The organism is Candidatus Borrelia undatumii, from assembly GCF_020882015.2.
In the GTDB taxonomy this organism is placed as follows: domain Bacteria; phylum Spirochaetota; class Spirochaetia; order Borreliales; family Borreliaceae; genus Borrelia.
This window is the reverse complement of the sequence record NZ_CP086555.2, coordinates 568409-594326: the sequence shown is the minus strand read 5'-3', so window position 1 is coordinate 594326 and position 25918 is coordinate 568409. Positions and strand designations below refer to the sequence as shown.

Annotated in this window: 23 protein-coding genes, 1 tRNA gene and 2 pseudogenes; 8 read left to right on the top strand and 18 right to left on the bottom strand. The window is 34.0% G+C overall.

The window, feature by feature from the left end:
- Window positions 1-54 precede the first annotated feature (54 nt).
- The 3 genes from LKV13_RS02910 to LKV13_RS02900 are packed head-to-tail and all read right to left on the bottom strand — an operon-like array spanning window position 55 to window position 2828.
- On the bottom strand, window positions 55-900 hold the full coding sequence (locus tag LKV13_RS02910) for an ABC transporter permease (protein WP_229089158.1): 846 nt from the start codon (window positions 898-900) through the stop codon (window positions 55-57).
- Window positions 893-1708: an ATP-binding cassette domain-containing protein gene (locus tag LKV13_RS02905; RefSeq protein ID WP_229089156.1), complete on the bottom strand. Its 816-nt coding sequence runs from the start codon at window positions 1706-1708 to the stop codon at window positions 893-895. Before LKV13_RS02905 ends, LKV13_RS02910 begins: the two co-directional genes overlap by 8 nt.
- Before the next feature lie 52 nt (window positions 1709-1760).
- Window positions 1761-2828, bottom strand: a complete 1068-nt coding sequence (locus LKV13_RS02900; protein ID WP_229089152.1) for a glycosyltransferase family 2 protein — start codon at window positions 2826-2828, stop codon at window positions 1761-1763.
- A 214-nt stretch (window positions 2829-3042) separates the two neighbouring features.
- Between LKV13_RS02900 and pyrH the strand changes: the two genes are divergently transcribed.
- On the top strand, window positions 3043-3732 hold the full coding sequence (pyrH, locus tag LKV13_RS02895) for a UMP kinase (protein WP_229089142.1): 690 nt from the start codon (window positions 3043-3045) through the stop codon (window positions 3730-3732).
- A gap of 8 nt (window positions 3733-3740) precedes the next feature.
- Window positions 3741-3823: transfer RNA gene (locus tag LKV13_RS02890), tRNA-Leu, on the top strand.
- A gap of 66 nt (window positions 3824-3889) precedes the next feature.
- Here the strand turns inward: LKV13_RS02890 and LKV13_RS02885 are convergent.
- From LKV13_RS02885 to LKV13_RS02855, 8 genes and pseudogenes are all read right to left on the bottom strand, one after another.
- On the bottom strand, window positions 3890-5233 hold the full coding sequence (locus LKV13_RS02885; RefSeq protein ID WP_229089137.1) for a Sapep family Mn(2+)-dependent dipeptidase: 1344 nt from the start codon (window positions 5231-5233) through the stop codon (window positions 3890-3892).
- A 111-nt stretch (window positions 5234-5344) separates the two neighbouring features.
- Window positions 5345-5719, bottom strand: a complete 375-nt coding sequence (locus LKV13_RS02880; RefSeq protein WP_229089131.1) for a response regulator — start codon at window positions 5717-5719, stop codon at window positions 5345-5347.
- 85 nt (window positions 5720-5804) lie between these two features.
- Window positions 5805-7574: a BB0569 family chemotaxis protein gene (locus tag LKV13_RS02875; protein WP_229089126.1), complete on the bottom strand. Its 1770-nt coding sequence runs from the start codon at window positions 7572-7574 to the stop codon at window positions 5805-5807.
- On the bottom strand, window positions 7574-8725 hold the full coding sequence (locus LKV13_RS02870) for a chemotaxis protein CheB (RefSeq protein ID WP_229089124.1): 1152 nt from the start codon (window positions 8723-8725) through the stop codon (window positions 7574-7576). The genes LKV13_RS02875 and LKV13_RS02870 overlap by 1 nt, the downstream gene beginning before the upstream one ends.
- A gap of 59 nt (window positions 8726-8784) precedes the next feature.
- Window positions 8785-10440: pseudogene (locus LKV13_RS04310) on the bottom strand (chemotaxis protein CheA); the annotation flags it as partial.
- A gap of 164 nt (window positions 10441-10604) precedes the next feature.
- Window positions 10605-10950: pseudogene (locus LKV13_RS04315) on the bottom strand (Hpt domain-containing protein); the annotation flags it as partial.
- A 24-nt stretch (window positions 10951-10974) separates the two neighbouring features.
- Window positions 10975-11286, bottom strand: coding sequence for an STAS domain-containing protein (locus LKV13_RS02860; protein ID WP_229089116.1), 312 nt, complete (start codon window positions 11284-11286; stop codon window positions 10975-10977).
- A 14-nt stretch (window positions 11287-11300) separates the two neighbouring features.
- Window positions 11301-11840 carry a chemotaxis protein CheW gene (locus LKV13_RS02855; protein WP_229089114.1) on the bottom strand — a complete coding sequence of 180 codons (540 nt, stop codon included), beginning with the start codon at window positions 11838-11840 and terminating at the stop codon, window positions 11301-11303.
- 208 nt (window positions 11841-12048) lie between these two features.
- On the opposite strand from LKV13_RS02855, the gene LKV13_RS02850 reads away from it, so the two are divergent.
- From LKV13_RS02850 to LKV13_RS02835, 4 genes are all read left to right on the top strand, one after another.
- A complete protein-coding gene (locus tag LKV13_RS02850) occupies window positions 12049-12624 on the top strand; it encodes a BAPKO_0422 family outer member beta-barrel protein (protein WP_229089111.1) in 576 nt (191 codons plus the stop codon).
- 81 nt (window positions 12625-12705) lie between these two features.
- Window positions 12706-13221 carry a DUF3996 domain-containing protein gene (locus tag LKV13_RS02845; RefSeq protein ID WP_229089109.1) on the top strand — a complete coding sequence of 172 codons (516 nt, stop codon included), beginning with the start codon at window positions 12706-12708 and terminating at the stop codon, window positions 13219-13221.
- A 159-nt stretch (window positions 13222-13380) separates the two neighbouring features.
- Window positions 13381-13917, top strand: coding sequence for a BAPKO_0422 family outer member beta-barrel protein (locus tag LKV13_RS02840; RefSeq protein WP_229089102.1), 537 nt, complete (start codon window positions 13381-13383; stop codon window positions 13915-13917).
- Between the two features lie 203 nt (window positions 13918-14120).
- On the top strand, window positions 14121-14660 hold the full coding sequence (locus LKV13_RS02835) for a BAPKO_0422 family outer member beta-barrel protein (protein WP_229089099.1): 540 nt from the start codon (window positions 14121-14123) through the stop codon (window positions 14658-14660).
- A gap of 13 nt (window positions 14661-14673) precedes the next feature.
- Here the strand turns inward: LKV13_RS02835 and gnd are convergent, their stop codons facing one another.
- Entirely contained in the window at window positions 14674-16068 is a 1395-nt protein-coding gene (gene gnd, locus LKV13_RS02830; RefSeq protein ID WP_229089097.1) for a decarboxylating NADP(+)-dependent phosphogluconate dehydrogenase, read from the bottom strand.
- Between the two features lie 119 nt (window positions 16069-16187).
- Between gnd and htpG the strand changes: the two genes are divergently transcribed.
- The gene (gene htpG / locus LKV13_RS02825; RefSeq protein WP_229089095.1) at window positions 16188-18035 is read left to right on the top strand and encodes a molecular chaperone HtpG; all 1848 of its coding nucleotides are present in this window, start codon (window positions 16188-16190) and stop codon (window positions 18033-18035) included.
- 24 nt (window positions 18036-18059) lie between these two features.
- Here htpG and crr read toward each other — a convergent pair whose 3' ends face one another.
- From crr to LKV13_RS02795, 6 genes are all read right to left on the bottom strand, one after another.
- Window positions 18060-18629, bottom strand: a complete 570-nt coding sequence (crr, locus tag LKV13_RS02820; protein WP_229089093.1) for a PTS glucose transporter subunit IIA — start codon at window positions 18627-18629, stop codon at window positions 18060-18062.
- 2 nt (window positions 18630-18631) lie between these two features.
- Window positions 18632-20353, bottom strand: coding sequence for a phosphoenolpyruvate--protein phosphotransferase (gene ptsP / locus LKV13_RS02815; protein ID WP_229089710.1), 1722 nt, complete (start codon window positions 20351-20353; stop codon window positions 18632-18634).
- A gap of 14 nt (window positions 20354-20367) precedes the next feature.
- The gene (locus tag LKV13_RS02810) at window positions 20368-20628 is read right to left on the bottom strand and encodes an HPr family phosphocarrier protein (RefSeq protein WP_229089090.1); all 261 of its coding nucleotides are present in this window, start codon (window positions 20626-20628) and stop codon (window positions 20368-20370) included.
- A 157-nt stretch (window positions 20629-20785) separates the two neighbouring features.
- Complete coding sequence (locus tag LKV13_RS02805) at window positions 20786-21649, bottom strand: FAD binding domain-containing protein (RefSeq protein WP_229089088.1); 864 nt, start codon at window positions 21647-21649, stop codon at window positions 20786-20788.
- Window positions 21646-22107 (bottom strand): (2Fe-2S)-binding protein, encoded by a 462-nt coding sequence (locus tag LKV13_RS02800; protein WP_229089086.1) that lies wholly within the window; start codon window positions 22105-22107, stop codon window positions 21646-21648. The genes LKV13_RS02805 and LKV13_RS02800 overlap by 4 nt, the downstream gene beginning before the upstream one ends.
- The gene (locus tag LKV13_RS02795) at window positions 22094-23938 is read right to left on the bottom strand and encodes a hypothetical protein (protein ID WP_229089084.1); all 1845 of its coding nucleotides are present in this window, start codon (window positions 23936-23938) and stop codon (window positions 22094-22096) included. The genes LKV13_RS02800 and LKV13_RS02795 overlap by 14 nt, the downstream gene beginning before the upstream one ends.
- 253 nt (window positions 23939-24191) lie before the next feature.
- Between LKV13_RS02795 and LKV13_RS02790 the strand changes: the two genes are divergently transcribed.
- Window positions 24192-25916 (top strand): hypothetical protein, encoded by a 1725-nt coding sequence (locus LKV13_RS02790; RefSeq protein ID WP_229089082.1) that lies wholly within the window; start codon window positions 24192-24194, stop codon window positions 25914-25916.
- The last annotated feature ends 2 nt before the right edge of the window (window positions 25917-25918 follow it).

Genomic DNA, 25918 nt, shown 5'->3' with positions numbered 1-25918 from the left:
TATATATAATCGTAAAAGATTATATATATACTCAAAGATTAACGAGTTGGGCATCTAGTGTAGTAGTGCTAGAGACGCCACTATTAAAAGGGATAACAAGAAGAAAAGAGAAATTAATCCCAACAAAATTACCAAACTGGTTTTACTGTTTGGATTTCCCAAATTATTGAGCACGAAATACGCAAGGAAGTATAACAAAACTGAAAAAAACATGGAACTAACCCTAAACAAAAATAGATAGCCCCCCTTATTTGAAACACTAAACTTATATGCTACTTTAAACAAATTTTTGTCCGTAAAAAATATAACAAAACTGAAAAAAGCTTCCAATAAGATATAAAACAAGACACTTATAACTACAGCCCTTAAAAAGGGATAACTTTTAAATAAAAGCCTGGACATTAAAAATATAGGAAAAGCCATTAAATAATTGACATAAGTTATTCTTAAAAATCCAAAAAGAAAACCTAAAGAAAAAAAATCCGCCTTAATCTCTTTAAAAAAAACATTATCCAGTAACACAGCAAAATTGAGACTTAAGTAATAACAAAGAATTAAAAACAACGGAAACGCAAATAAAAACTTAAACAAAACAAAAAAATACCTCTCTGGAGTTGATACGGGCAGAGATAAATAAAACACACTTGAGAGTGGATCATGAATCAACCTATAATGATCAAACATCATATATATAGACACAACGTAGGAGGAGGCAAAAAATAAAAACATGATTCCATCAATAGTCGGAATATCAGTTAAACTAAAATCATAATAAAACCTTAAAAAGAGATGTATCAAATTGAAGACACAAAAGATTGACATAGAGTAGTAAAGATATAGTCTTTTGTTATAAACAAAATCCATATTAACAAGCATAGAAAATCTTTTCAAACTAAACATCTGCCAACCCCTTACTACTGGTCACGTATAGAAAGAAAAACTCAAGGTCAACCTCATTATTAGTACAAGTCTCACTTTCAAAATAAAGTGCTTTAAATCCATCCCTTATTTCCTCATAATAAAGCTCTTCCCCACTTAACTTATCCACGCTCTTAACCCTATAGTTCTCATTGATATAAGAAACTGAATTTGAAAAAAGAACATTTTTATCATCAATAATAGTTAAATGGTCTACTATATCAACCAAATCTCTGACATTATGTCCTGTAATAAAGACCATCCTATTTTTTAAACCACCTATAACACTTCTGAAAACATTCTTCGAAGCGATATCAAGCCCATTTGTGGGCTCGTCAAATATCAAAACAGGAACATTGGTAGCAATAGCTAAAGCAATAATGCTCTTTTTCTTCTGGCCATATGAAGAAGATGAAAACTGAAGATTAATGTCTAGCTCAAATTTCAATAGACATTCCCTAAAACTTTCTTCTTCAAAGTTTGGATAAAATCTATGTAAAGAACTACGATAGTCATCCAAAGAAACATTTGGTAACTTAAATTCTTCAGGAACAAAAAATAAATTTTCTAAGTTTAAAGGATTTCTTGGAAAAACATTTAAAGAATTAAACATAATACTTCCTTTAGTCGGATTTAAAAGGCCACTAATAAGTTTTAGCAGAGTAGTCTTACCCACTCCATTTTTACCTAGAATTAAATAAGTCTGCGGCTTTGAAAAAGCCAAATTCAAATCTGAGTAAACCTCACACCTGTCATAAGAAAAGCATACATCCAAACACTCCAGCATCACCTAAATTCTCCTACCATTAATCAAGACAAATTGAAGCTGACTACAAGAAACATTAATTTTTTAAAAAAACTCTATAGACAAATATAGCAAAATTAACATAGAATGCTGAGCTAACATCCCACACCCTCAGCATAACTCTTGGCAAGATTTGAATACCGTTCAATCCTGAAGAACTCTGAAGGCTTGCATAATACTCCCTAAACTCTTCATGACATTTGACTTCATTAAGAACAGAGACAAGTTTTGCCTTATAGGCTCTATATACAAGCCGATCCTTAATGCTCCAGACCACAATGTAAATCTGTTTAAAGGAAATAAAATAATAAAGCTGTAAATAAAATTTTTTATAAAGCTCAAAATATTTTTCAAAAATTTTCTCATCTCTTAGTAAAGTTTCTATCGCCTCAAAAGTACTACCAGCTCTACTTATTACACTAATTGAAGAACTGGCACTTCCTATCCTTTGAAAATTAGTGTAGAAATAATTATTAACAAAAGAAACCCTACCCGCCTTTAAAAAAACATGAACCAAAAACACTATATCTTCTAACACTACGCTGTGTAGTCTAATATTATTATTTAAAATCAAATCCCTTCTGATGAGTTTATCCCACAAGGTACCCACAACGAAATTTTTCCTAGAAAAACTAGCAAAGACAGTCGATAATAAATTTTCAAAAGCTTCTCTCCCAGTTATTGGATAATTGGGAAAGGGTAGTAAAGATTTTCTTTTAATATTTCTGGCAAGAAAATAAATGTAGAATTGAGAACAAACAACATCTGAATTATCTGCCTTAGCCCTATTGTATAATACTTCAAGCATGGTACTTTCAACTGAATCGTCACTATCCCAATAAACTACATATTCTCCTTGAGCATTTTCAAACCCATTATTCCTAGAGGCAGCTATTCCCATATTTTTTTGATTAACAATTTTTATAAAATCATACCTGTCTGTATACTTTTGAGCTATTTGTAAACTATTATCGTAAGAACCATCGTTTACCAATATAATCTCTTTATCCCTTAATGTTTGATTAACGGCATCTTTGATTATCGATTCAAGAGTTTTATCTGAATTAAAAAAGCAAATAATCACAGAGACCTTGTACTTATGCATAACATCCTCCCAAACAAACACTACCCTACAGAAGCCTGCATAGAATGACTTACCATTATTAAATAACATTCCACATCACAAGTTCAAACAAATATTGTACAGTATAGTTAATGAATTTACATTATTTTAACCCTATTTTCAAATAAACCCAAAAATAATATATAATACAGGTTAAAATGGAAAGGCGAATTCCTATCGGAAACAAGGAGTTTAAATGCTTAAAATAATTAGCCTTGGGGGCGGGGTAATTAATCCGGATAAAATCAACATAGAATATATTAAAAACCTTAGAAATCTTATTTTTAAGTGGATAAAAGAAGACAATAGAAGAAAAATAATATTAATAACAGGTGGGGGTAAAACAGCAAGAGAATATCAAGACTCTTACAAAAAGATCAACCCCGAATTCGAAAATGACGACCTTGATGAGATTGGAATACTGGCAACTAAACTAAATGCCATTTTTATTAGCAAGTCAATGAAGCCAGTTTGTATTGATGCGATTGTTAGTGATCCATCTAAAGATTTTCATTTCAAGGGAAATATACTAGTTGCATCGGGATGGAAACCAGGCTTTTCAACGGACTATATTGCCGTAAAATTTGCTGAGAAATTCAAATCGAATGAGATAATTAACCTAACGAACATAAACCAGATTCATGATAAAGATCCAAAAAAATTTAAAGATGCAAAGGGACTGAGCAAAATCACTTGGGGCGAATTACAAGACATTGTTGGAAACGACTGGGAACCTGGCTCAAATTTACCGTTTGACCCAATAGCGACCAAATTAGCTCTAAATCTTGGTCTTAAAGCTTATGTTCTAAATGGACTTGACATCAAAAACCTAGAAAAAGTTTTCAATAAAAATGATGATTTTTTAGGAACTATTATAGTAAAATAGAACTCGTTGCCGGTATGGCGGAATTGGTAGACGCGTCAGTCTCAAAACCTGATGAGGTAACCTCGTGTCGGTTCGACCCCGACTACCGGTATTTGCAGTGTTTGTAAAGCGTTGCGGTCTTACTGAACGGTAAAAAGGGGTCAGGCTTGAGCTCTCTCTACCCGTTGAGCCTGCTGATGGCCTCCTTGTAGATTGAAACAAGCCTTAAAAGATCGGTTTCCTTCATGTGCTCATTGGTCTGATGAGCAGTGTTATTTGCCCCCTTAAACAAAGGACCAAAGGCAACGCAGTTCTTCAAAGCCCTCGAATAAGTTGCGCCGCCAATAGCAATGGGTCTAGCATCAGATTCTCCTGTAAAGTCTTTATAAACTTCAACTAAAGTCTTAACAAAATCAGAATCGGAATTAACATAAATAGGGTCAAGATAAGAGACTTCACTGTAGTTTAAAGAATATGAATCCAGCACATCCCTTATTAAACTTACCAAGTCCTCTCTCTTAAAGTCCACAGGATATCTCATATCAAAAGACAAAACTTGATTAGAAGTTTTAGACAAACTAACCTTTGTCAAACAAAGGGTGAGCTTTCCAGATTTTGAATCTTCCAAAACTTTGTCAAACAACTTTTCACCATTAACAGTAAACCCAATCTTTTCCTCAAAAAAGTTAATAAAATTAGCCTCCATCCCCAAGCTCTTAATTATACTTAACGCATAAGGAGCAACATTAACTCCAGCCTCAGGCAATGAAGCATGCGCCGAAACACCCTGAATTAAAACATCATTTTCGTGAAATTTATACCTAATCCTATCCCCAAACCCATCAAGTAAAATTCTAAATTCATCCCTATTAGAGTTCCCCAATTCAAAAGAACATTCCCCAGGGATCACATTATATCCAATCCCAAGATTGAAATCCATAAAACCCTTCTCACCACTAACAACATCAAACTGTAACAAGCCCTTCTCAGCATTAACAACCGGAAAATCAGCATCAGGAGTAAAAGAAAAATCAGGAATTACCTCCCTTTTTTTATACTGCTCAATGCACCGCCACAAAGTTTCCTCATCCGTTCCAAAAATCATCCTAAATCTCTTCTTAAAAGAAAATCCATCTAAAACTAAAGATTTAAAAGCATAAAGAACAGCCATCAAAGGCCCCTTATCATCTAAAACGCCCCTACCATAAACATTTCCATCCCTCAAACTAAGGGTAAAGGGATCCGAATGCCACTGAGATAAATTTCCAACATCAACAACATCAACATGCCCCAAAATGCCTATAAGCTCAGATCCTCTACCTATCTCAGCAAAACCATAATACCCATCCCCAGCCTTGTAAACTTCAAAACCAATGTCTCCAGCCACTTTCAAAACTTTATCCAAACACAAATCAATCTGCTCTCCAAAAGGCTTATCCCTTAGAGGAGAAACAGCCACACTATTAAACCTGATCAGTTCCCCTAGATCAGAATAAAATTGTTCCTTCAACTTAAGATCCATAAAGAGCCCCCCTCTAGAATCAAATCTCTATGTTTCACATCCTGGAATACAAAACATAAACAACCGATTGTACCCAAAAGCAACTTTCAATCGCAACTTTAAAAACACAAGTTAGAATATTTTCGATATCGTTTGCATAAGAGTATCGGGATTAAAAGGCTTAACAAGCCACCCAGTAGCACCCGCCTTACGACCCTCATCAACTTTTGACTGCTCAGACTCAGTTGTAAGAACAAGTATTGGAACAAAACTCCCAAATTCTCTTATCTGTTTAATTACCCCTATTCCATCCAAATTGGGCATATTTATATCAGTAATAATAAGATCAAAATCCCTGTCACTTTGCCCAACAGCCTCCTTAAACTTGGTCACACCATCCAGCCCATCCTCTGCCTCAGAAACCCCAAAACCATTTTGCTCCAAAATATAAGCGACACTCTGTCTGATGGCTCTATTATCATCTATAACTAAAATTCTCTTCTTCATCAAACTCTCCTGAATCCATCACTCTCACATAAACCCCCTCAAGACTATTTCAAAATTTAAGAATTACTCGATAATTATATAAAAATTAAAATAAAATTACACTACCCTCATCCAATGATTGGACATCTTTTTCGTCCTCAATAAGAGATAACAAATGCTTTTTGTGTATAAACAAAGTAAATCTATTAGCAATTCTTCTAACAAATTCCTTGTCTTCAATCTCAACAGAGTCAACACCACTCCTAGATAACTCCAAATCAAGCGCACGGTCGACATCACCTCCCATACTAGCTATAAGCTCTTCAATATCCAAAAGTTTACCTTTTAAATTTTTAATATTGTAAACTTCCATTTTTATCTCTTCAAATATTTCTAAAAAATCAACCGAAAACATCTCGTAGGACAAAATATTATTAACGGCAATATTTTTTATCTCATAAATGTTATTCTTTATCTCCATAAACAACTTTTTAAATTTTTTAAAATAATTCTTCTCAAGATAAAACCTATTGTCATAATCCTTTACAACTTTCTCAAAGAAAAATATTATTTGATCTAAAAACTCTCGACCTTTATTAATGTTTAAATCAATATTACCAATAATCTTTGACATTTCAGAAATATTACCTTCCATATCTTCAAGTTCAATTCTTTTTACAACCTCTATTTTAGAAGCTATATTGATATTTTGGAACCTAGCGGAGATAGCTGAAATATTTGAGAACATAAACTCCAAAGACTTAACAAACTTAATCTGTTCATAGTAAAGGCCTAAAAAATTAGAATTATTCTTCTCTACATCGTCTATTCTTTTAAGTAAATTCAATAAAATAACTGAAAAAGACTCCACTGTTCTTGCAATATCGATGTATAAAGAGTTTTCCGCTTTCAAACCATTAATAGTCTGAATAGACGAAATAGACGTATCAACAAACTTTTCAAACACAGTCAAATTTTCATCTAATTTATCAATAACGTCCCTAACTATCATTCTGGACGTACCTGTAAAAATAGACAAAAATTTCAATCGCTGAAGCTCACTTATGTCCCTAAATTTAAAAACATCAACATTTGAATACATAATGTTTAAATGATACAAGGATTGAGTAAGCCTGTCCTGAAATTGAAGATAGGAAACGGCATTCACAAATTTGAATTTAAACTCATTCAGCATATCCAATATGCTGTCATAAAAGGCAATAACCTCACCGATCTCTCCCGAAAATTCATCTATATTTTTCATCAAATTATCTTTAAATTCTTCAAGGATTTTATTCTCGGCGGTATTATTTTCACGCACCTGTTCCTTAGCGCGATCAAGTCCAACCTTAATGTCCCTTCCTCTACTAGTAAGCTGATCTGCTTGCTTAATCATAGATTGAGTCAAAATTTTAATCTCATTTGTAATATAAGAAAAAGCTCCCCCTGCTCTCCCAGCCCTTAAGGCAACTGTTAATGTATTAATAGACATTATTTCCATATCAAGAGAGCTTTTCTTCATCTTCTCAATGACATCTTCAAGTATTTCTATGTCCTTAACCTTATCCTTTATAATGCTAAACTGAGTTTCAAGTGAATCGGTTGAAGCATTAAAATAAGACACAAAATCATTCAATACTCTTATTGCCTTATAGATGAAATTATTCAAAGAATAATCATTTTCAATATCAAGATCGGAAATAATCCCGACACTAAAAGACAAATCTTTAATATCTTTTGAAAGTTTCTCTATTAATTTAGGAATTGATTTGCTTAGATTCGAATAAATTTGCCTCGATCGAGCATCAAAATTTCCAAGCTCAGCAAACAATCTACCAATGTAAAGGTCAAAGTCAAAACGCTTATCTTCGCTCATTAAGATCTCCTTAAAACAAACTCTGATATTTTATTTAAAGGAAGAACCTTGTCCACAGCACCTATTTTTATTGCCTCCATAGGCATTCCAAAAACCACAGATGTAGCCTGGTCTTGAGCAATATTATACGCGCCATTGCTCTTCATCTCAAGCATACAAGCAGCACCATCATCCCCCATTCCCGTAAGCATAACCCCGATAGCATTCTCCGCAGCATACATAGCAGCAGAACGAAATAACACGTTAACAGACGGCTTGTGCCTACTAACCAAAGGCCCATCTAGTAAATTAACAAAATAATTACCATTGCCATATTTTACAATCAAATGATAATTACCATTTGCAATTATTACAAGACCCGGCCTTAAAATATCTCCGTCCTCAGCCTCTTTTACATCAATTTCAAATTCACTATTTAGGCTTCTTGCAAAAGATGTTGTAAATCCCCCTGGCATGTGTTGCACAACAACAATCGGAGGAGAATCTTTCTTAAAATACCTTAAGAACACTCTTAAGGCTTCAGTACCTCCTGTTGAGGATCCAACAAAAATCACTTTCCCCGTCCTTTGTCTATTAATAACACCCTGATATTTTAAAACAACATCTGGATCATTCTTGGGAGCAACATTAATAACATCCGAAGCTTTATAGCTCTTCGTTACACCAGAAAAATCCACACTAGATTTCTTAAGACCAGACTTAAGAGAAAAATCAGGAGCTTTAATCCTTTTAACATCAAAAGAAACAGAAAGTTTGTTGTCTCCAAGCTTTCTAATCTCAGATTTTACCAAGCCCAAATAATCACTTCTAAATAAGTTAACAACAAGCTTAAAATTAAGTTTGTTTATTATTAATTTGATCTTGTCTTTCTTATTTTCAAGAAATCCAAAACTTGGATTATCCTCATCTTCTGCTATAAACACAACAGGAAGCGAAATATTATTAAGAACATTTTCAAGAGCGCTTCCAAAATTAGACCTAGCCGTATTCTCATCAATGATAACCAAATCGGGAAATCTCTGTAAGAAAACCTTAATAAGGTTTAAAGAATTAGATCCTGGATTTAATATCTCAACATCCAAATCCTGCTTAAAAGCCCTAACAAAAACCTGCCTCACTAAACCCTGATTATCAACTACCAATATCTTCATCGCTATCTCTTAGTATACCCTACATTACCGAAACCCAAAATATGCAATACTAAAACACACTACTTTATAATTTTAGTTATAGTATCAATATCTATCACCAAGGCCAAACTACCATCTCCAAGTATTGTAGCCCCAGACACCCCCTCCACTCTAGAATAAACTTTACCTAAAGCTTTTATGACAGTCTGATGCTGCCCCAATACTTCATCAACCACAATCCCTATCTTACCACTGTTAGTATTGACAACAACAACATGTTCACTAGCATTTCTTTCATTAGATATCTCAAAAAACTCCCGCAGACGTATGTAACTAATCATGCTCCCTCTATAATTCATAACACTATTATTGGAATCAAGGCCGCATTTCCCAGAATTCAACTTATCAGCCTCAAGACAGGATTCAACACTAGAGAGAGGAACAATAAAATGCTCCTCTTTTACTCTTACCAACCAACCCTCAATAATTGCCAAGGTCAGAGGAAAAATTAATTTTGTTCTAGTATATTTACCAAGTTCACTCTCAAGAATAACATTACCCCTTAGGGACTCTACCTGCTGCCTAACAACATCCATCCCAACACCACGCCCAGATATATTTGTCACAACGCTAGCCGTTGAAAATCCAGGCTCAAAAATTAAACTATAAGCATCAGCTTCCGATAAAGTTTTTGAAACAGTTTCAGATACTATGCCTTTTTCTACAGCTTTTTTAATTATTTTAAGCTTGTCAAGGCCCCTACCATCATCCTCAATAACCACAATAACAGAATCCCCCGATTGATGCGCAGAAAGCTTAATTACACCTCTGGGATCTTTCCCCGCCTTTACCCTCTCATCAGCTGACTCAATACCATGATCAATTGAATTCCTTATTAAATGAACCAAAGGCTCATTTAACTTCTCAATGATACTTTTATCAAGAACGGTATCCCCGCCCTGAGTATTATAAAGGATTGATTTTCCAAGCTGAGAAGACAAATCCTTAACTATTCTTTGAAATTTTACAAACAAAATTTCAATAGGAACTGTTCTAAGCGCCGTTGTATAATCTCTGAGTTCATTAATAAGCAAAGAAAATTCAGCTGAAATCGAGTTTAAAATATTACTACTCCTATTCTCAGCTTCTTTTGAAAGCTTAGATTGAATTGTCACAAGTTCACCAACAAGATTCACCAAATGATCTAACTTTTTCGAATCAACCTTAATACTTGCAATATTTACCTTGCTCTTTGCGGTAGCATCGTTAAAATTAAAATGACTTACTTCTCCCTTGACAACCGTTTTATTTTCAACTTTTCCCGCTTTTGACAATGCGTTCTGTTTTACAGAAGAAATATCGTCACTCGCCTTATCTTCCCCAGTCTCATCCGTATCTACTGCCAACAAATGAGGTTCTTCCTCAGGTATTTCATAAAACCCGTCAACCTCTTCGACAATAACATTTGACTGCTCATTTAAAAACACAAAAACATCTTTTATGACACTTTTACTCTCTTCCGTCTCTAATTTCATCTCCCATCTAACATAAACATTATCCGGAGAAATTAACTCTAAATCAGGAATACTGCTCACCCTGGCTCTAACTTGGCCATTGCCCAAGTCCAACACTTTTTTTAATAAATTGATCGGTTTGTGCCCATGAAACAAAACACCCCTTGCAGGCAAAAAAAGAATTTTATAAACTCTAGTTGCAATATTTAAAGCCTCATCATCAAATCCATCTTCTGGCGAGGAACCGGACGTAGACTCCTCCTCAGCATCATTAGATGAGTCTACATGAGCTTCACAATTAGCACTAGACTCACCATCGCCAAGCTTAACATCAACAGCAGCTCCTATCCCCATTTTAATTCCCTCTATCAATTCTCTTTCTCGAGTTTTAAATTCGATCTCATCAATAGCTTCATCTCCTTCAACTAACTCGCGAATAAAATCAACTGCCATTAAAGTAGAATCAATAGTAGCTTGCCCAAATTCGTCAGAGCCCTCCTTAATAGGATCGAGCACAGTCTCTATCTCATGAACAAGAGAAGCAGTAAAATTAAAGCCAAACATCCCAGCACTGCCCTTTATTGTGTGAAGGTTTCTAAAAATAGAGTTAATAATTTCCTGCCCCGATTCAAACTCAATGTTAAGAAGTGCTTGTTCAATATCCGAGATGTTTTCTATAGACTCCTCTTTAAAAGAATCCTTAAATTTATCAATCATATCCCTACTGTTCATAAGTTTCCCTTTAAATACATAAAACTAAAATTCAATTAAACCAGACCCTAAATCCAAATTATCAACATCTTCAATATCATTTAAAAACCCACCATACAACAACGAACTCAAAACTTCATCTGATGGATACTCTATCTTTAAAAATAAATTTTTACTCTTAGCATACTTATTGGAAGCGTACAAAATTTGTACGAAAGTAATATCGATCTTTTCCACACTCGAAAGATTAACAGTAAGAGTATCACCCTCCTGCATATCTTTAAAAATATTTAAAAGATCCTCCTTAACTCTAAAGATATTATTTATTACAAGTTCCCCCTCTGGCTTATAAAGCATAATACTTAAAACTCCTATTGCTCGTTATTAGGATCATATATCGTAGTGTTTCTAAACTTGGAAAGCTCCTTAATATCAAACAAATTCTCTATATTAAGAATAATAATAAACCTATTCTTACTCTTGCCAATTCCCGAAATAAACCTAGCGTTAAACCCCGTGCCAATCTTAGGAGTATCATCGATACTCGCTGGGTCTAATTCAAGAACTTCATTAACATAATCCACCAAAATTCCAAGGTTAAATTCATCCCCCTCATATGTCAGAGTCAATATGATGATATTTGAAACATCAACCCCCTTATTTTTCTTAACTTCCTCTTCACTAATCTTACGATCATCCATGCCGAATTGCCTTCTGATGTCGATTATAGGAACTATCTTCCCCCGATTATTAATTATACCTGCCATATAGTCAGGGGTTCTTGGTATTTTAGATATTTTAGTGTACTCCAACACTTCAACCACGTATTTAATCTCAATGGCATAAAGTTCATCCAAGCTAAACAAAAGATACTGACTCAACATGCCCTGCAAATCTGTCTCTAATTCCATAAATGCCTCTTAATGATAGAACTAATAAACAAGTGGAATGTCATAATGTCAATTGATCCAAACCCCACATTATTTCATACACCGCTGAACACCAATTATAAATCAAAAATTTGAATACTAAATGAATATGAAATAATGTTTAAAACATTATTTATAATAAGTATGTAAGCTATTGTTAATTAGCTTCTTGAAATAAAGAAGAACGCAAATGTTGGATAAAAAATTGCTATTCGTATTGTCATTTTTGGTATTACTTTCCCACGGATATCTCTTTTCAAAAGAAACCCCAAAGAGCACCCTTACCACGACTAAAATGGAAACTCCCCTTAACTTTCAATCAAGAGGAAAATTCGGTTTTGGGCTCTTCCTCCCCTTTCCAACGGGAATAGAATTCAGCATAAAAAATTTTGACATCAGTGTAGGAATAATACACATCAGTATCTCAAATCTTTTCTCAAAAGAATTCATGTTTTATACACATGCTCATTATATATTTTCGGATTTACGCATTGTAGATACTTTCTTCTTTTTTATGGGTATTGGTCTGTTTTTAGAAATTGGCAAAACAACAGAAATATATGAACAGAAATCTTATTCGGGGACTAACTATAAAATTGGGTTATCAATTCCTTCTGGTCTAAAATACAAAATGCTAGGTGACAATTTCGAAATTAACATAAGGACTTCTCCTTCTCTTTTTGTCGGTCAAACTCCTAGTAAGCAATTTGTATTACCAATAAGGGGGGATCTTTCTATAGGAATAAAGGTTTGGATTAAGAGTTAGGTTACCTAGGATATTCGCCTTAACACAGATTTGTTGAATTTCTACAATCTAGGGTTAAACATTTCTGTAGGGGGAATTGTTATGAAAAAAAAGATTATAGTCATTTTGATGTTGGTGCTGGGTTTAAACTCTGTTTTTCCAAGCTCAGCATCAACAGCAAGGGGTAAATTTGGGACGGGGATTTTATTACCGTTTCCTATTGTATTGGAGTTAAGCCTTGGAAGTGTAGATATAGATTTTGGCCTTTACAATGGTGCAAACAATTTATTTCAAGATTGGAAAACTCTGTTTCTTGCACTAGATTATCTCTTCTATGCATATACCTTCCCAGGGGCAGCTAGCATTCTAGAATTTGCTGTCGGGGGCGGTGCCTACGGAACCATATGGTTCTCAAGATGGAGTGGTAGCCAGGCAAACAATGGCCCGATGAGCATAGGAGCAAGATTGCCTCTAATTTTAAATCTGGCAGTGTCTAGGCAAAGATTTGATTTGTTTTTAAAAGTGGCACCTGGTCTTGGGATGAACATTTGGAGCAAAGGAGTGGGGTTTAGGTGGGAAGTATTTGCAGGAATTGGCGCCAGATTCTGGTTCATGTAAACAGCAATAATCTGGTTCATGTAAACAGCAATAAACAGCAAACAAGAATATAAGCGAAGAAAAGGTATATCTTTATTTTTAGTGCACTATTCAAAGTATAGAACGGTGCTCCTAGTTTCCATTTTAGGGGCTTGGGTATATACTTAACAGGCGGAGGTTATGGGTATAAAGAGGGGTATGAAAAAAACAGTATTGATCTTAATCCTTATATTAATGGTCGTTATGAATGTTTCGGCAGAAGATTTGTATACAAGTCGGGGTTCCTTTGGTGTTGGCGTGATGGGTCCTTTCCCAAGCACGTTGCAACTGATCTTGGGACCCAATGTTGAGATAGAGATTGGACTTTACAATGGGCTGAGGAATTTGTTTCAAAACGCTAGTACAATATTTTCCTCTTTAGAATTTGTTACCCCCACGTACAATCTATTAGAGGATTCAAGCTTCATAGATATTGCACTTGGAATTGGTGTTTATGGGGTGTGGTGGATGTCGAAGTGGCACAAAAATCAAGCAGTTTACAGTTCAATAACTATTGGAGGAAGGCTGTCTTTTATATTAAATTTCTCAGTTAGTAAAAGATCAGTTGACATCTTTTTAAAAGCAGGACCTGGTGTCAATATTTGGGGTGGGGCTGTCAGCTCAACTCAAAAATGGGAACTATTTGCAACGATGGGGCTTAGATTTTGGATTGCATGAAATACTTGAACGACATGCTATCAAACTAACACTTTATGTAATGCAATATTGAGATCCTTAAAATGTTTAAAATGTTTCGCTTAATTTTTAAGTTAAATTCAGAATAGCAAGCTTACTGTATATTCAGAAAAGCTTTGTTTAATTTTTAAAACTAATATTATGGTATTATAATATTATAACGAGTGCTATTTATTGGAGGCTTAATGAAGAAATTAGTGATAGTGATGTCGTTACTATTGATCACGTGGACTAGTGGGAATGGGAGAAATTCATACCTGGACAGGGGGATAGGATTTGGGCTGAATATTGGGAACCCTATCCTTAGTTATGTTATGTCCTTTCCTTTTATTGATATTGAGATAGGATACGGGGGCACTAATGGAATAAATTTGTCCAACCGCAGAATTAATTCAAAAAAATACGACTTCCATCTATTTTCACTTGCAGCTCTAGATTTAATCTTTACAATACCCTTAATAGAAAGGCTATCGATTGGATTGGGTATTGGGGGGAACATACACATAGCATCCAACAAGTCAGATTTAATAAACATCCAACTGGGTTTTGGAGCTAGAATACCAGTAATCCTTTCCTACGACATAACAGAACAGGTGGAAATAGGTTTCAAAATAGCACCTTCAATAGAATTTATATCAAGCACAAGATCTCTTGCATACCATCATCTTTACGCGGGGCTTAAAACAAACATAATGGGAGGAATATTCGCAAAATATTATGTTTAACGTAAAACTTAAACTACTGCCAAGTGCTATGGAAGAATTCACCTAGCTTTGAATCCAGTCTTTCGAATTTATGTGCACCAAAAAAGTCTCGCTGAGCTTGGATTAAATTGGCTGGCAGATAATTGGTAGAATAAGAATCCAGAAAGGAAAGACTTGCATAAAATACCGGCAAGGGTATTCCGATTTCGCTAGCTTTTGAAACTATTCGTCTTAAAGATTTGTGATGTCCTTTAATTATCTCTAAAAAGTAATCATCAAAAAGTAGATTAATAAGATGAGGGTTTTTATCATAAGCTAACTTAATCTTTTCCAGGAAAACACTTCTAATTATGCAGCCCTCTCTCCAAACTAAAGAAATTTTTCCCAAGTTCAAATCCCAATTATAATTAACAGATGCCGTCTTAAGAAGCATAAAACCCTGCGCATAAGCCAATATCTTCGAAACCAAAAGAGCATAATAAAGATCTAAAATCCAATCACTGAGTTCTAATTTAAAAGAGCCTACGTCCATTTTAAGGATATCGCTAGCAATTACTCTCTCATGTTTTAATGTAGACAGAAACCGCGCAAACACAGATTCAAAAATCAAATTTGCTGGCACACCTGTCTCAAAAGCCTCAATTGAAGCCCACTTTCCAGTACCCTTTTGACTTGCAACATCCAAAATCTTATCAAGCAAATACTCATTATTTTCCCTATATTTTAAAATAATAGATGTTATTTCTACCAAATAACTAGAAAGCTCTCCTTCGCTCCACTTTTCAAATACTTCTGCAATCCTTAAATTATCTAAATTAAAAGCTTTTTTCATAAAGAAATATGCCTCACCAACAAGCTGCATGTCGGCATATTCAATTCCGTTATGAATCATTTTTACATAGTGTCCAGCCCCATTCTCACCAATGTAGGAAGAACAAATATCCCCCACTCGTGTCCTAGCCGCTATCTTGTTCAAAACAGGCTCAATCAACTCATATGCCTTTTTACTACCACCATACATTAATGAAGGCCCAGACCGTGCTCCTCCCTCCCCTCCTGAAATTCCAAGTCCAACAAAATAAATGTCTTTAGAAAACAGTTCTCTCTCTCTTCTCATTGTATTCTTGTAGTGAGAATTCCCACCGTCAATAATAATATCAAGTTTTTCAATTAGAGGGAGAATTTGTTCAATTACTTTATCTACAGCAGAACTCGCTACCATTAGAATGATTTTTCTAGGTTTTTCTAAACTTTTAACAAAACTCTCAATGTCTTTAAATCCACTAATCTTCCTATGGGCATTTTCCATAAGAAAAGCCTCAGTCCTATCGCTATCTCTATTGTAAACGGAAACATTAAATCCATTATCAGCAATATTTAAAGCTAAACTACTGCCCATAACACCTAGCCCATAAATACCAACATCCATCGTATTATCCTCTACCTCAACTTTTTACTCCAAGTAAAGTCACTTTATTTATTATTTTCAGATTATGTTATATCATAGAAAAAGTAAAGATTAAACCAAACGAAAGAGGGGAGATTTTCATGAAAAAACAATTTGGCACAGAAGTTAATGATCTGCTTTATTTAATCATACACTCACTTTACTCCCATAAAGAAATATTTTTAAGGGAATTAATATCAAATGCTTCTGATGCAATTGACAAGCTTAAATTTTTAAACTTAACGGATGAAAAATTTAAGGATATTAACCTAGAGCCAAGAATAGAAATAAGATTCGAAGATAAAATCATTAAGATCAAAGACAACGGCGTTGGAATGAATAAAGAAGATCTAATTAATCATCTTGGGGTAATTGCAAAATCAGGAACCAAGGAATTCATAAACAACTTAAAAAAAGATGAAAAAAAAGCCTCAAGTTTGATTGGGCAATTTGGAGTTGGTTTTTACAGTGCTTTTATTGTATCGGAGAAAGTTGAAGTTAGAACAAGAAAAGCTTTAGAAGATAATGCTTATATCTGGTCTAGTGATGGCAAAACGGGGTATGAAATAGAGAAAACAGAAAAGGATGACATGGGCACCGAGATAACCCTTTACCTTAACGAAGAAGGAACCGAGTATGCCAACAAATGGAAAATTCAAGAGATTATAAAGAAATATTCGAACCATATCAACTATCCTATATTCATTAAATACAGAGAACCCTTAATGAAAGACGGAAAACAGGAGGGGTTCGAAGACAGAGAAGATAAAGCAAACGAAACTACTGCAATTTGGGTAAAAAATAAAAATGAAATTACTGCTGAAGAATATAATGAATTTTATAAAAACCTGACTTTTGACTATGAGAACCCGCTTATCCATATTCATACAAAAGCTGAGGGGAGTGTTGAATATATCAACCTTTTCTATGTACCAAGCAAGGCTCCCTATGATCTATATTATCCAAATCCTAAACCCGGTGTACGGTTGTTTATAAACAGAGTCTTCATAACAGATTCTGAGGGTAGTTTACTCCCAAATTACTTAAGATTTGTAAAAGGGGTAATAGATTGTCAAGACTTACCGCTAAATGTAAGCAGGGAGATTCTGCAACAAAATAAAATACTATCTAAAATAAAGTCATCCTCTGTAAAAAAGATACTGGGTGAGCTTGAAAAATTTAGTGAATCTGATTCTTCCAAGTTTGCTGAATTTTCAAAAGAATTTGGCAGGTGCTTGAAGGAAGGGGTTTATTCTGACTTTGATAACAGGGCAAAACTTATATCTTTGATTAGATTTAAGTCTTCTAACGTAGATGGGATTGTATCCTTGAAAGAATATGAAAATAGAATGCCTGAGGGACAAAAAAGTATATATTACATAACTGGAGGGAGAGAAAGTGTATTAAAAGCCAATCCGATTGTATCTGCCTATAAGGAAAGGGGATACGAAACCCTTATTATGGATGACGAACTTGACGAAGCCATTTTAAATTTCATTACAGAATATGACGGAATGAAGTTAAAAGCGATTAATAAAAACGAAACAAGCAATGAATTAAAAGATGAAAACTTTAAAAAAACTGAGGAAGAATTCAAAGATATCTTGCTAAAAGTAAAAGAAATGCTTGAAGACCAGGTCAAAGACGTTCTGCTATCAGCCACACTAATAAAAGAACCATCGGCAATCATTATTGATAGCGCAGACCCTACGTATCAAATGCAAAAAATTATGCTGTCAATGGGGCAAGAAGTGAAAGAAGTAAAGCCTATCCTTGAGCTCAACCCGAACAACAAAATCATTCAAAACTTAAAAAATCTAGACAGTGAAAATCTGAAAAAAATAAGCATCATTCTTCTTGAAGAGGCAAGAATAACTTCAGGACTACCCAGCAAAAATCCAAGCCAATTCATCAATATTCTGAATGAAATCCTAGAGAAAAGCATATGATAACTAGGGAGGGGCACTCGCCCCTTATTTTCTAACTCTCAGAACTAAATCCTTGCCAGCCTCAACGGGCTTGGTTTGGGATATCTTGTTTCTAATATCTTCCGTTAAAGAAGTAGAAGCGGGCAAGATATACTCGGAACCGTCATCAAACTTACCAAATACATATTCAATACTTGAGACCTCATCAGAGTTTGCAATAACAACGGGGGTAACCACGGATTCTGCGTGCGCCTTTAAATAGTCAAGATCAAGTCTAATAACAACATCTCCCTGCTTCACACTCATACCCTCTTCGGCAACCCTTGTAAAACCCTTCCCATTTAAATTAAGAGTATTAATACCGAAGTGAACAAAAATTTCAACACCTTCTTTAGTTTCAAGACTAAAAGCATGATTTGTCTTGAAAATCTTACCAATAGTTCCGTCGCAAGGCGCCACCAATTCACTACCCGTTGGCACAATAGCAACTCCATCCCCAACTATCTTTTCGGCAAATGCCTCATCTGGAACCTTATCAATCGAAACAACCTTCCCACTAACAGGTGCTATCAAATCCAAAGTAGCGGCCTTTTTAAAAAAATCTAAAAACCCCATAACTAATCTCCTATAAATTTATCTAAATATTTTAAAGTCTCTGACTCTAATTTACTATTCAATACCCTATTAGCCAATTCACTAAGCTCAGATATCGTATATTTTTTTAGTAAATACTTAATCCTGAGTGAAGCGCTAGGGATCATGCTCAAAGACCTAAATCCAAGACCAACAAGAATTAAAGCTCCAGCCTCATCGCCCCCAAGCTCACCACAAACAGACACATCAATCTCAGAGCTATTCCCAACATCAAAAACATTCTTTATTAGTCTTAAAACAGCGGGATTATACTTGTCATACAAATTTGCTATCTTCTGATTCCCACGATCTACTGCTAAAGTATATTGAGTCAAATCATTCGTACCAATACTAAAGAATTTTAATCTACTAGAAAGTTCGGAAGCAACTAAGGCTGCTGAAGGCACTTCTATCATACAACCTATTTCCAAATCCTCATCAAAAGGTAAATTCCTAGATCTTAAATTTTCTTTAGCACGACTGACAAAGTGATCAATTATGTCAATATCCTCATATCTAGTAAGCATAGGAACCATTATTCTTACCCTACCATAATGACTGACTCTAAAAATTGCATTAAATTGAACCTGTATCAACTCTTCATAGTCCATATACATTCTAAGGGCTCGATATCCTAAAAAAGGATTATCTTCCTTTGGGAAGTTAAGATAAGGTATTTTCTTATCTCCTCCAACATCAAGAGTACGAATAGTAACTACGCCCTTCTTCTCAACAGTTTCCACAACTTTCTTATAAGCTTCAAACTGTTCATCCTCTGTAGGCGGTTTTCCAGATTCCATATACAAAAACTCTGTCCTAAACAGCCCTATCCCCTCAAGTCCATATTTATTAACATAAGAAATATCCGCAGGAGTTCCAATATTAGCCTTTAAAGTTATCGTAATGCCATCCTTCGTTTCTGCACTCTTATTTTTTAATAAAAAAAGCTCTTCCTCAATCTTATTATGCTTTAACATTTTGTTCATATATTTATTAAGTTCACTAGTTGATGGATTATTAATAACAATCGAAGAGAGACCATCTATTATTAACCTATCGCCATTTTTAATATTGCCAATTTCTAAAGAAGACATAACAAGAGCCGGGAGGCCCATTGTTCTTGCCAAAATAGCAGCATGAGAGGTCTCACCACCAACTGTGGTCAAAAATCCTCTAACATAACTTAAGTCAACCTGCATCGTATCAGAAGGAGTCAATTCTTCGGTAATTAAAATTACATCTCGATTAATTTCAGACAAATCTGTTAATTGTCCCAAAATATTTGAAATAAGCCTATTCCTAATATCTCTGAAATCAGAGGCTCTCTCCTTTAGGTAAACATCTGTATACTCCTCCACACACTTAATCAACTCTTCAAAAGATAAATAAACAGCGTAAGCAGCACTCCAATTCTCACGCTTAATAAAATTTAAAACGGCATCTGTAAGCTCAGCATCTTCAATAATCAACATCTGCCCCTCAAAAATGCCTTCCTTATCAGCGCCAAGCTGATCCACTGCCTTCTTCGTAAGCTTTTCAAGCGTAGATATAGCCCCAACCCTAGCATCGTTAAACTTTCTTATCTCATCATCAACTCTAGAAGAATCAATTTTTGACTTATCAATCAAGCTATCAAAATCTTTTCTAATAAAAAGAGCCTCCCCTATCCCTATCCCCTTAGATATTCTTTTTCCCGATAAAGTCATAACACCTTCCAAGCCTACTCTTTAAAAGACTCGATGAGCTCAGAAAGCTCACTCGCAGCTTTCTCCTCATCATCCCCATCAGCACAAATCAAAACTTTCTTACCAGAAGACAACTCCAAAGTTTGCAAACGAAATAAGCTCTTACCACTTACAGATTTTCCGTCAGCTTCCACAGTTATATCACTAACATACTCTTTAGCTCTTTTTACAAAAGTCGATGCTGGTCTTACATGCAAGCCATTAATAGCCCTAATCGTAGCTTCTTTTTTTACCATAAACTCAAGAACCCCTTTTTTTTAAAATTATTTTTGTAAAACATTAACAAATTAACATTATAATACATAAAAGCAAATTGATAAATTAATTCTATTGGTTTCAGATAAAACATTAACAAAAATTAACAGTTATTTAACTTTTCTAATTTTTCTAAGATCAAAAACTAACTAATATATCAAAATAAAAACTTTTGATAAGCTTCAAGCTTCTCTCGCCAAGACTAAAATTTTTCACATCTCGAACATTTTTATCCAACATTTTAATAGAATCCTCAATCTCAGAAACAGACAAAGGCAAAGATTTATTGAGAAGCAAAACCTGAGAATCCCTTAACGTGATAACCTTGTCGTCATAAAATATTTTCATCAAAAACTCACTTATAATATCCCTTTTAACATTTAAAAGCACACAAATAAAAATTATGTTTACACTTGCTAACATTTCAAATGATAAAGCATCAACAAACACCCTACCATAAAAGCTCTTATTCCACAGATTTGTAATTGGAAATTTCAATTTTGTTAAAAACAAAGTATTACGATTTTGTATATAATCATCCCTATTAATACTATAAGCATTATAGGTATACGTTTTTTTAGTTAAAACATCTCTGAATTCAAGCTGAGCGTCAAGGCTTAAAAACAAAGGATGCAAATCAAAAACGGTATTTTTATAATAAAAACCGTTGGCAATGTTAATACTGTTTAAGTATATTTTGTCACCTAACCTTGCAATAAGCTCATAAAACAATCTTGGAATATTTCTCTCTCCAAATTGTAATATTTCATTGTAAGTAACACAAGGCCCTATTTCCAAAAAATTACTTTTAAGTGAAATTTTTCTAAATCTTTCAAAATTATTAACCAAAAATAAATTGTCAACCCTATCCTTTTCTTTAAAAAGCTCAATATTTTTATGAAAATCAATTTCGTTATACACGATACAATTATTTAATTCTTTATCAAACAAACTAACAAGCGCATTAAAATGCTCTGGATAATACACTCTTATGCCGCTCATTTTCTCTCTAATTCCTCTAACTGCAAATAAACATCCAGGAAGGTATTAACATCAACGCAGTAACATCTCAACGTACTATAATATCCCAAAATATCCTTTCTAATTATTACCTTGCTCTTCAGAAAATAATAAAACAAAAGGGCATTGGACGAAAAACAGTTTTCACAAAACCCAAAGTCATTCTCTAGTAAAACCTTAACTAAATTACCATAAAAAGATGTATTCTTTAACCCTTCGACAGTAGTGATGCTACTTCCATTTAACATAAAAGCCGGAACTAGAGTTGAATATACCGGTCTTAAGTTTAATAGCACCAATGAAGGGTTGTTATTAGCCCCTTCAACTAATTTTTTTCCGCCCGAATAAAAAACACCCTCTAAAAGGTCTCTAGTGCTTAAAGAAAGATCAACACTTTTTGAAAGATTTTCTCCATTCAAATTAAAGCTAATCAGTATCAATCTTCACACTCCAGTTATTCAGAACATCTTCCATCTCAATAGGAATTCTAGATAGATTGAAACCAAAAGCTTGAATCAAAGCTGTTCTAATTGCAGAGACAGACGAAATAAACAAAGCTCTGAAAGAAAGAAAATCTTCTCCATCTTCAAAAAACTCAAACGTCAACGAGTCATCAATATCGTAATTGACTTTTCCGAAAACATAGCTGGCCGCCAAACTAAAAACTGAAAATGCCCTCTTATTATTTAACCCGATCTTATCAATCTTGCCACACTGAACAAAAAAAGTTACATTTCTAAATGTAATTTCAAAAGAATATATTTTTATACCAATTTCAAGAGAACATGCCGTCTTAAACCTAGTATCCGTGCTTAGAACAAAATCTTGTTCAATCACAACAGGATAATCACCTTTAAAATTTTCACCAACCATTAAAGAAAGATTTTTTTTAACAGCTAAAATTTCTCTTCCAATAAAGTAAGATTCTTTAATCAATGCACCAACATCATCTTCACAAGCATCGCCTATAACAAACCCTACACTGTCATACGCTAATCCAAACTCCCTAGCTAAAGCATTCCTTAAATAATTTATTAAGTTGTCATCCAAGATTTTATAAGGAATAAATATATCTAATTTATTCTTATGCAAACTCATAGAAATAGTTTGCCTCCCTCCCATAAGAACAGTATCTATGTCTATGAAACTAAATCCTACACTTTTCCTACTTACATCAAAAATACCATAGCTACTATTTAAACTTACAGAAGATGATTTTCTCATAATAGAATTTTTAAGATCTATCTGCTCAAAAAATTTTAAGAACTCATCGTATTCAGTCTTAACATGAGCGAGTAAATAACCAAGAGGTTCAATTGCAAAATGCATAGCAAGATTGTACAAGTTTGAATAAATAAAGTTATAAACAGAAGTCTCAAATAAGAAATGATTATCATAAAAAAATACAATATCACTATTGGATGCTATAAAATTGATATGCACTTTAAAATCAAAAAACAAATTATTGAAAATGCGTTTGAGGTAATTAAAATAAAATTTGTACAAAAAATTCAATGGCCTGTTAATCTCAAGATCCAGAACAATCTTTGAAAGTTTATTTTCTACCGATAAGCAATTGATAGCTGAAAATTTTAATCTCAAACTACTTGCCATTAAAAAGTGTCTTTTGTAATAGACAATATTAACTTTCTTCTTAAGTCTGACTGCAAGCACAACTCCCTGTAAAACTGCATTAAAATAAATTGGGAAAAGGGTATTAATGCAAGAATCATTGAAAGAATTAATAACTATCTTATCTCTATTAATACAAAAACTATCACTGATAACCTTCTTCAAAAGAACAGTGTTATCAATAGCTGCATCAACGATTAAAAAATCACCCTCAAAGTAAACTTTAACCATAAGAGAGTCTTTGCAACAATTTACATAATCTGAAAACTCATAATAAGATCTGTAAGTATCTACTTGGTCAAGTTCCTCAGTTCCTGACTCAGAATAGCCTTCGCCCTGTCCAATCGCCTTAAGCTCAAAAGATATGCTCTTCTCCGCCTCTAGTAAAACATTCAGGTTGCCAGAATATAAAACCAAAGAAACTTGGCCTTCAAAGGCTAATTTATTATCAAAAAGTTTCAAATTAAAATCATCAGAATCAACAATACCGTTAAATTTTAAAACGATATCATCCTTATAGCTAATGCTGCAAATCTGATCTTTATACTCATCTAAAAGTGTAAAATTTTCAACGATAGCACCCCTACTATCACAACAAACCGGCAAACCCCAAATCTCGTCTACACTTTCTAAATTCATATACACCAAGAAAACCAAGAAAGAAAAATGAGCAATTATCTTTCAGCTACGCCATTATGTCATAATACCAACAAAATTACTATGCAAATAAAAACGTTAACGATACCAAAATTTACTAAATGGTAATATCTAGAGGTCTACTTTGTCACAAAATTGTTCCAACATTGACTCTGGGCCTTTTTTGATAATTTTTAAAGATTATGTTACTATTAAGGCATGGGCGTGCCCATCGGACGCTCTCAATAGGGTGTTTATGGATAAAGGTAGCAAGAGATTTTTTGTACTTCTTAAGGTTTTTTCATCGTTTTCATGCACATCACTTTTTGGTGAGACTTTGAATGATGCAAATGATGCCGTAATAAGCCCTTCTGCAGTTTACATCCCCAGGGAGGATTTAAGTGAGGATTTTAGAGATGACAATGCAGAAACTCCAGAAGAAGATGTTTCAGAAAAACCTGACTTCGAAAGTGAAAGATCAAATAAGCTTGAATTTGGCGATTTAGAACAGCTTCAAAGATTAGACAAAAGTAGATCAACAGACGGCAGCTTCAGCGGTAAGGAATTACAATATCCGCAATACTTAAGACCAAAAAAATCTTCCTTCGGAAGCCAGAGTATGCATGAGTCGAGATTTATAACGAACATAAATGAGTTAAGGCTCAGAATTGAAAGCTATGAGAATAAAATGGAAAATATAGAAAGGCTTTTAAATAACAGGAACATAGAAACTATTCAAAAAAAGAACGAAGAATACGAGGCTCTAGCAAAGAGCTTAAAACAAGAAATTGAAGAGATAAAAAAATTAATAAACAAGAGAGGTCTCTTACTAGGCAATGCCTCTAATGAACAGGAAGACACTCATGGAGAAGATGATCACATTCAACATGAGAACACGCCAGATCAAAATTATGATTATCCAACAGAAGAGTTTGAATATTATAAAAGAGAGCCACAACGTTTTAGTTCAGAAGCACAGGCAGTAAGGGAGATTGAAAATAGAGTTGCCTACAATGAAGATGCCATTACTAACAGCTCCAATGTGCTCAAGGAGATTGACAATAGGGTTGCCTACAATGAAGATGCCATTGCTAACAACTCCAGTATGCTCAGGGAGATCGACAATAGGGTTGCCTACAATGAAGATGCCATTGCTAACAACTCCAGTATGCTCAGGGAGATCGACAATAGGGTTGCCTACAATGAAGATGCCCTTTTTACTCTTCAAAAAGAATTAATAAATTTACAAAAAAATAATAATGAAAATAACAGTTTGGAAGATATCGAACTTAATTTATCTTCTGTAGAAAAAATAATAAATGAGCTGAGGGAAAGAATTGAACAGACTGAAGATTCATACAAGAAAAATGAAAATGAAATTAATAAAAAGCAAGATAAAATGAATGCATTAGAGAAAAGATTAGAAGAAAATGAAAGTGCTATTTCAACATTAAAAAAAGAATTATCAGATTCCCAAAAGAGGGATCTTTTGACAAAAGAGCATAAAGAGGTAAAGGACAAACAAAAAGATGAAAGTCTAGAAACACACCCCCTCATAACCAGAAAAAAGCAAGAAAGTATGGCAACAAACATCACAGAGCAGCCCCTAGAAAAAACGAAAGTTGAAGAATTGACTCATACAAACACCGAAAAAACGACTGGAATAAAACCTGCCAATTTTCAAATATATCCGGACGCATATTCAAACAACTACAGTTTCAAGGAGAAGGGAAGTAATTTCGCCTTCAGAAAACCCAACAAATATTACGTTGAGATAGAACCAACGAAGAGCTTACATAGGGCAAGGGAAATTTACAAATTAATTTCAAAACACCATATCAAGAATTATTTCATTAATCCATCATTAAAGCACAAAGAGCCTTTCTTCAGAAACTTAATAGAAATAGAAAGCAAAAACGAAATAGATTCCTTATATAGGAATCTGGAGTCCGAATTTAAAGACATAAGAGTAATAAAGTAGTA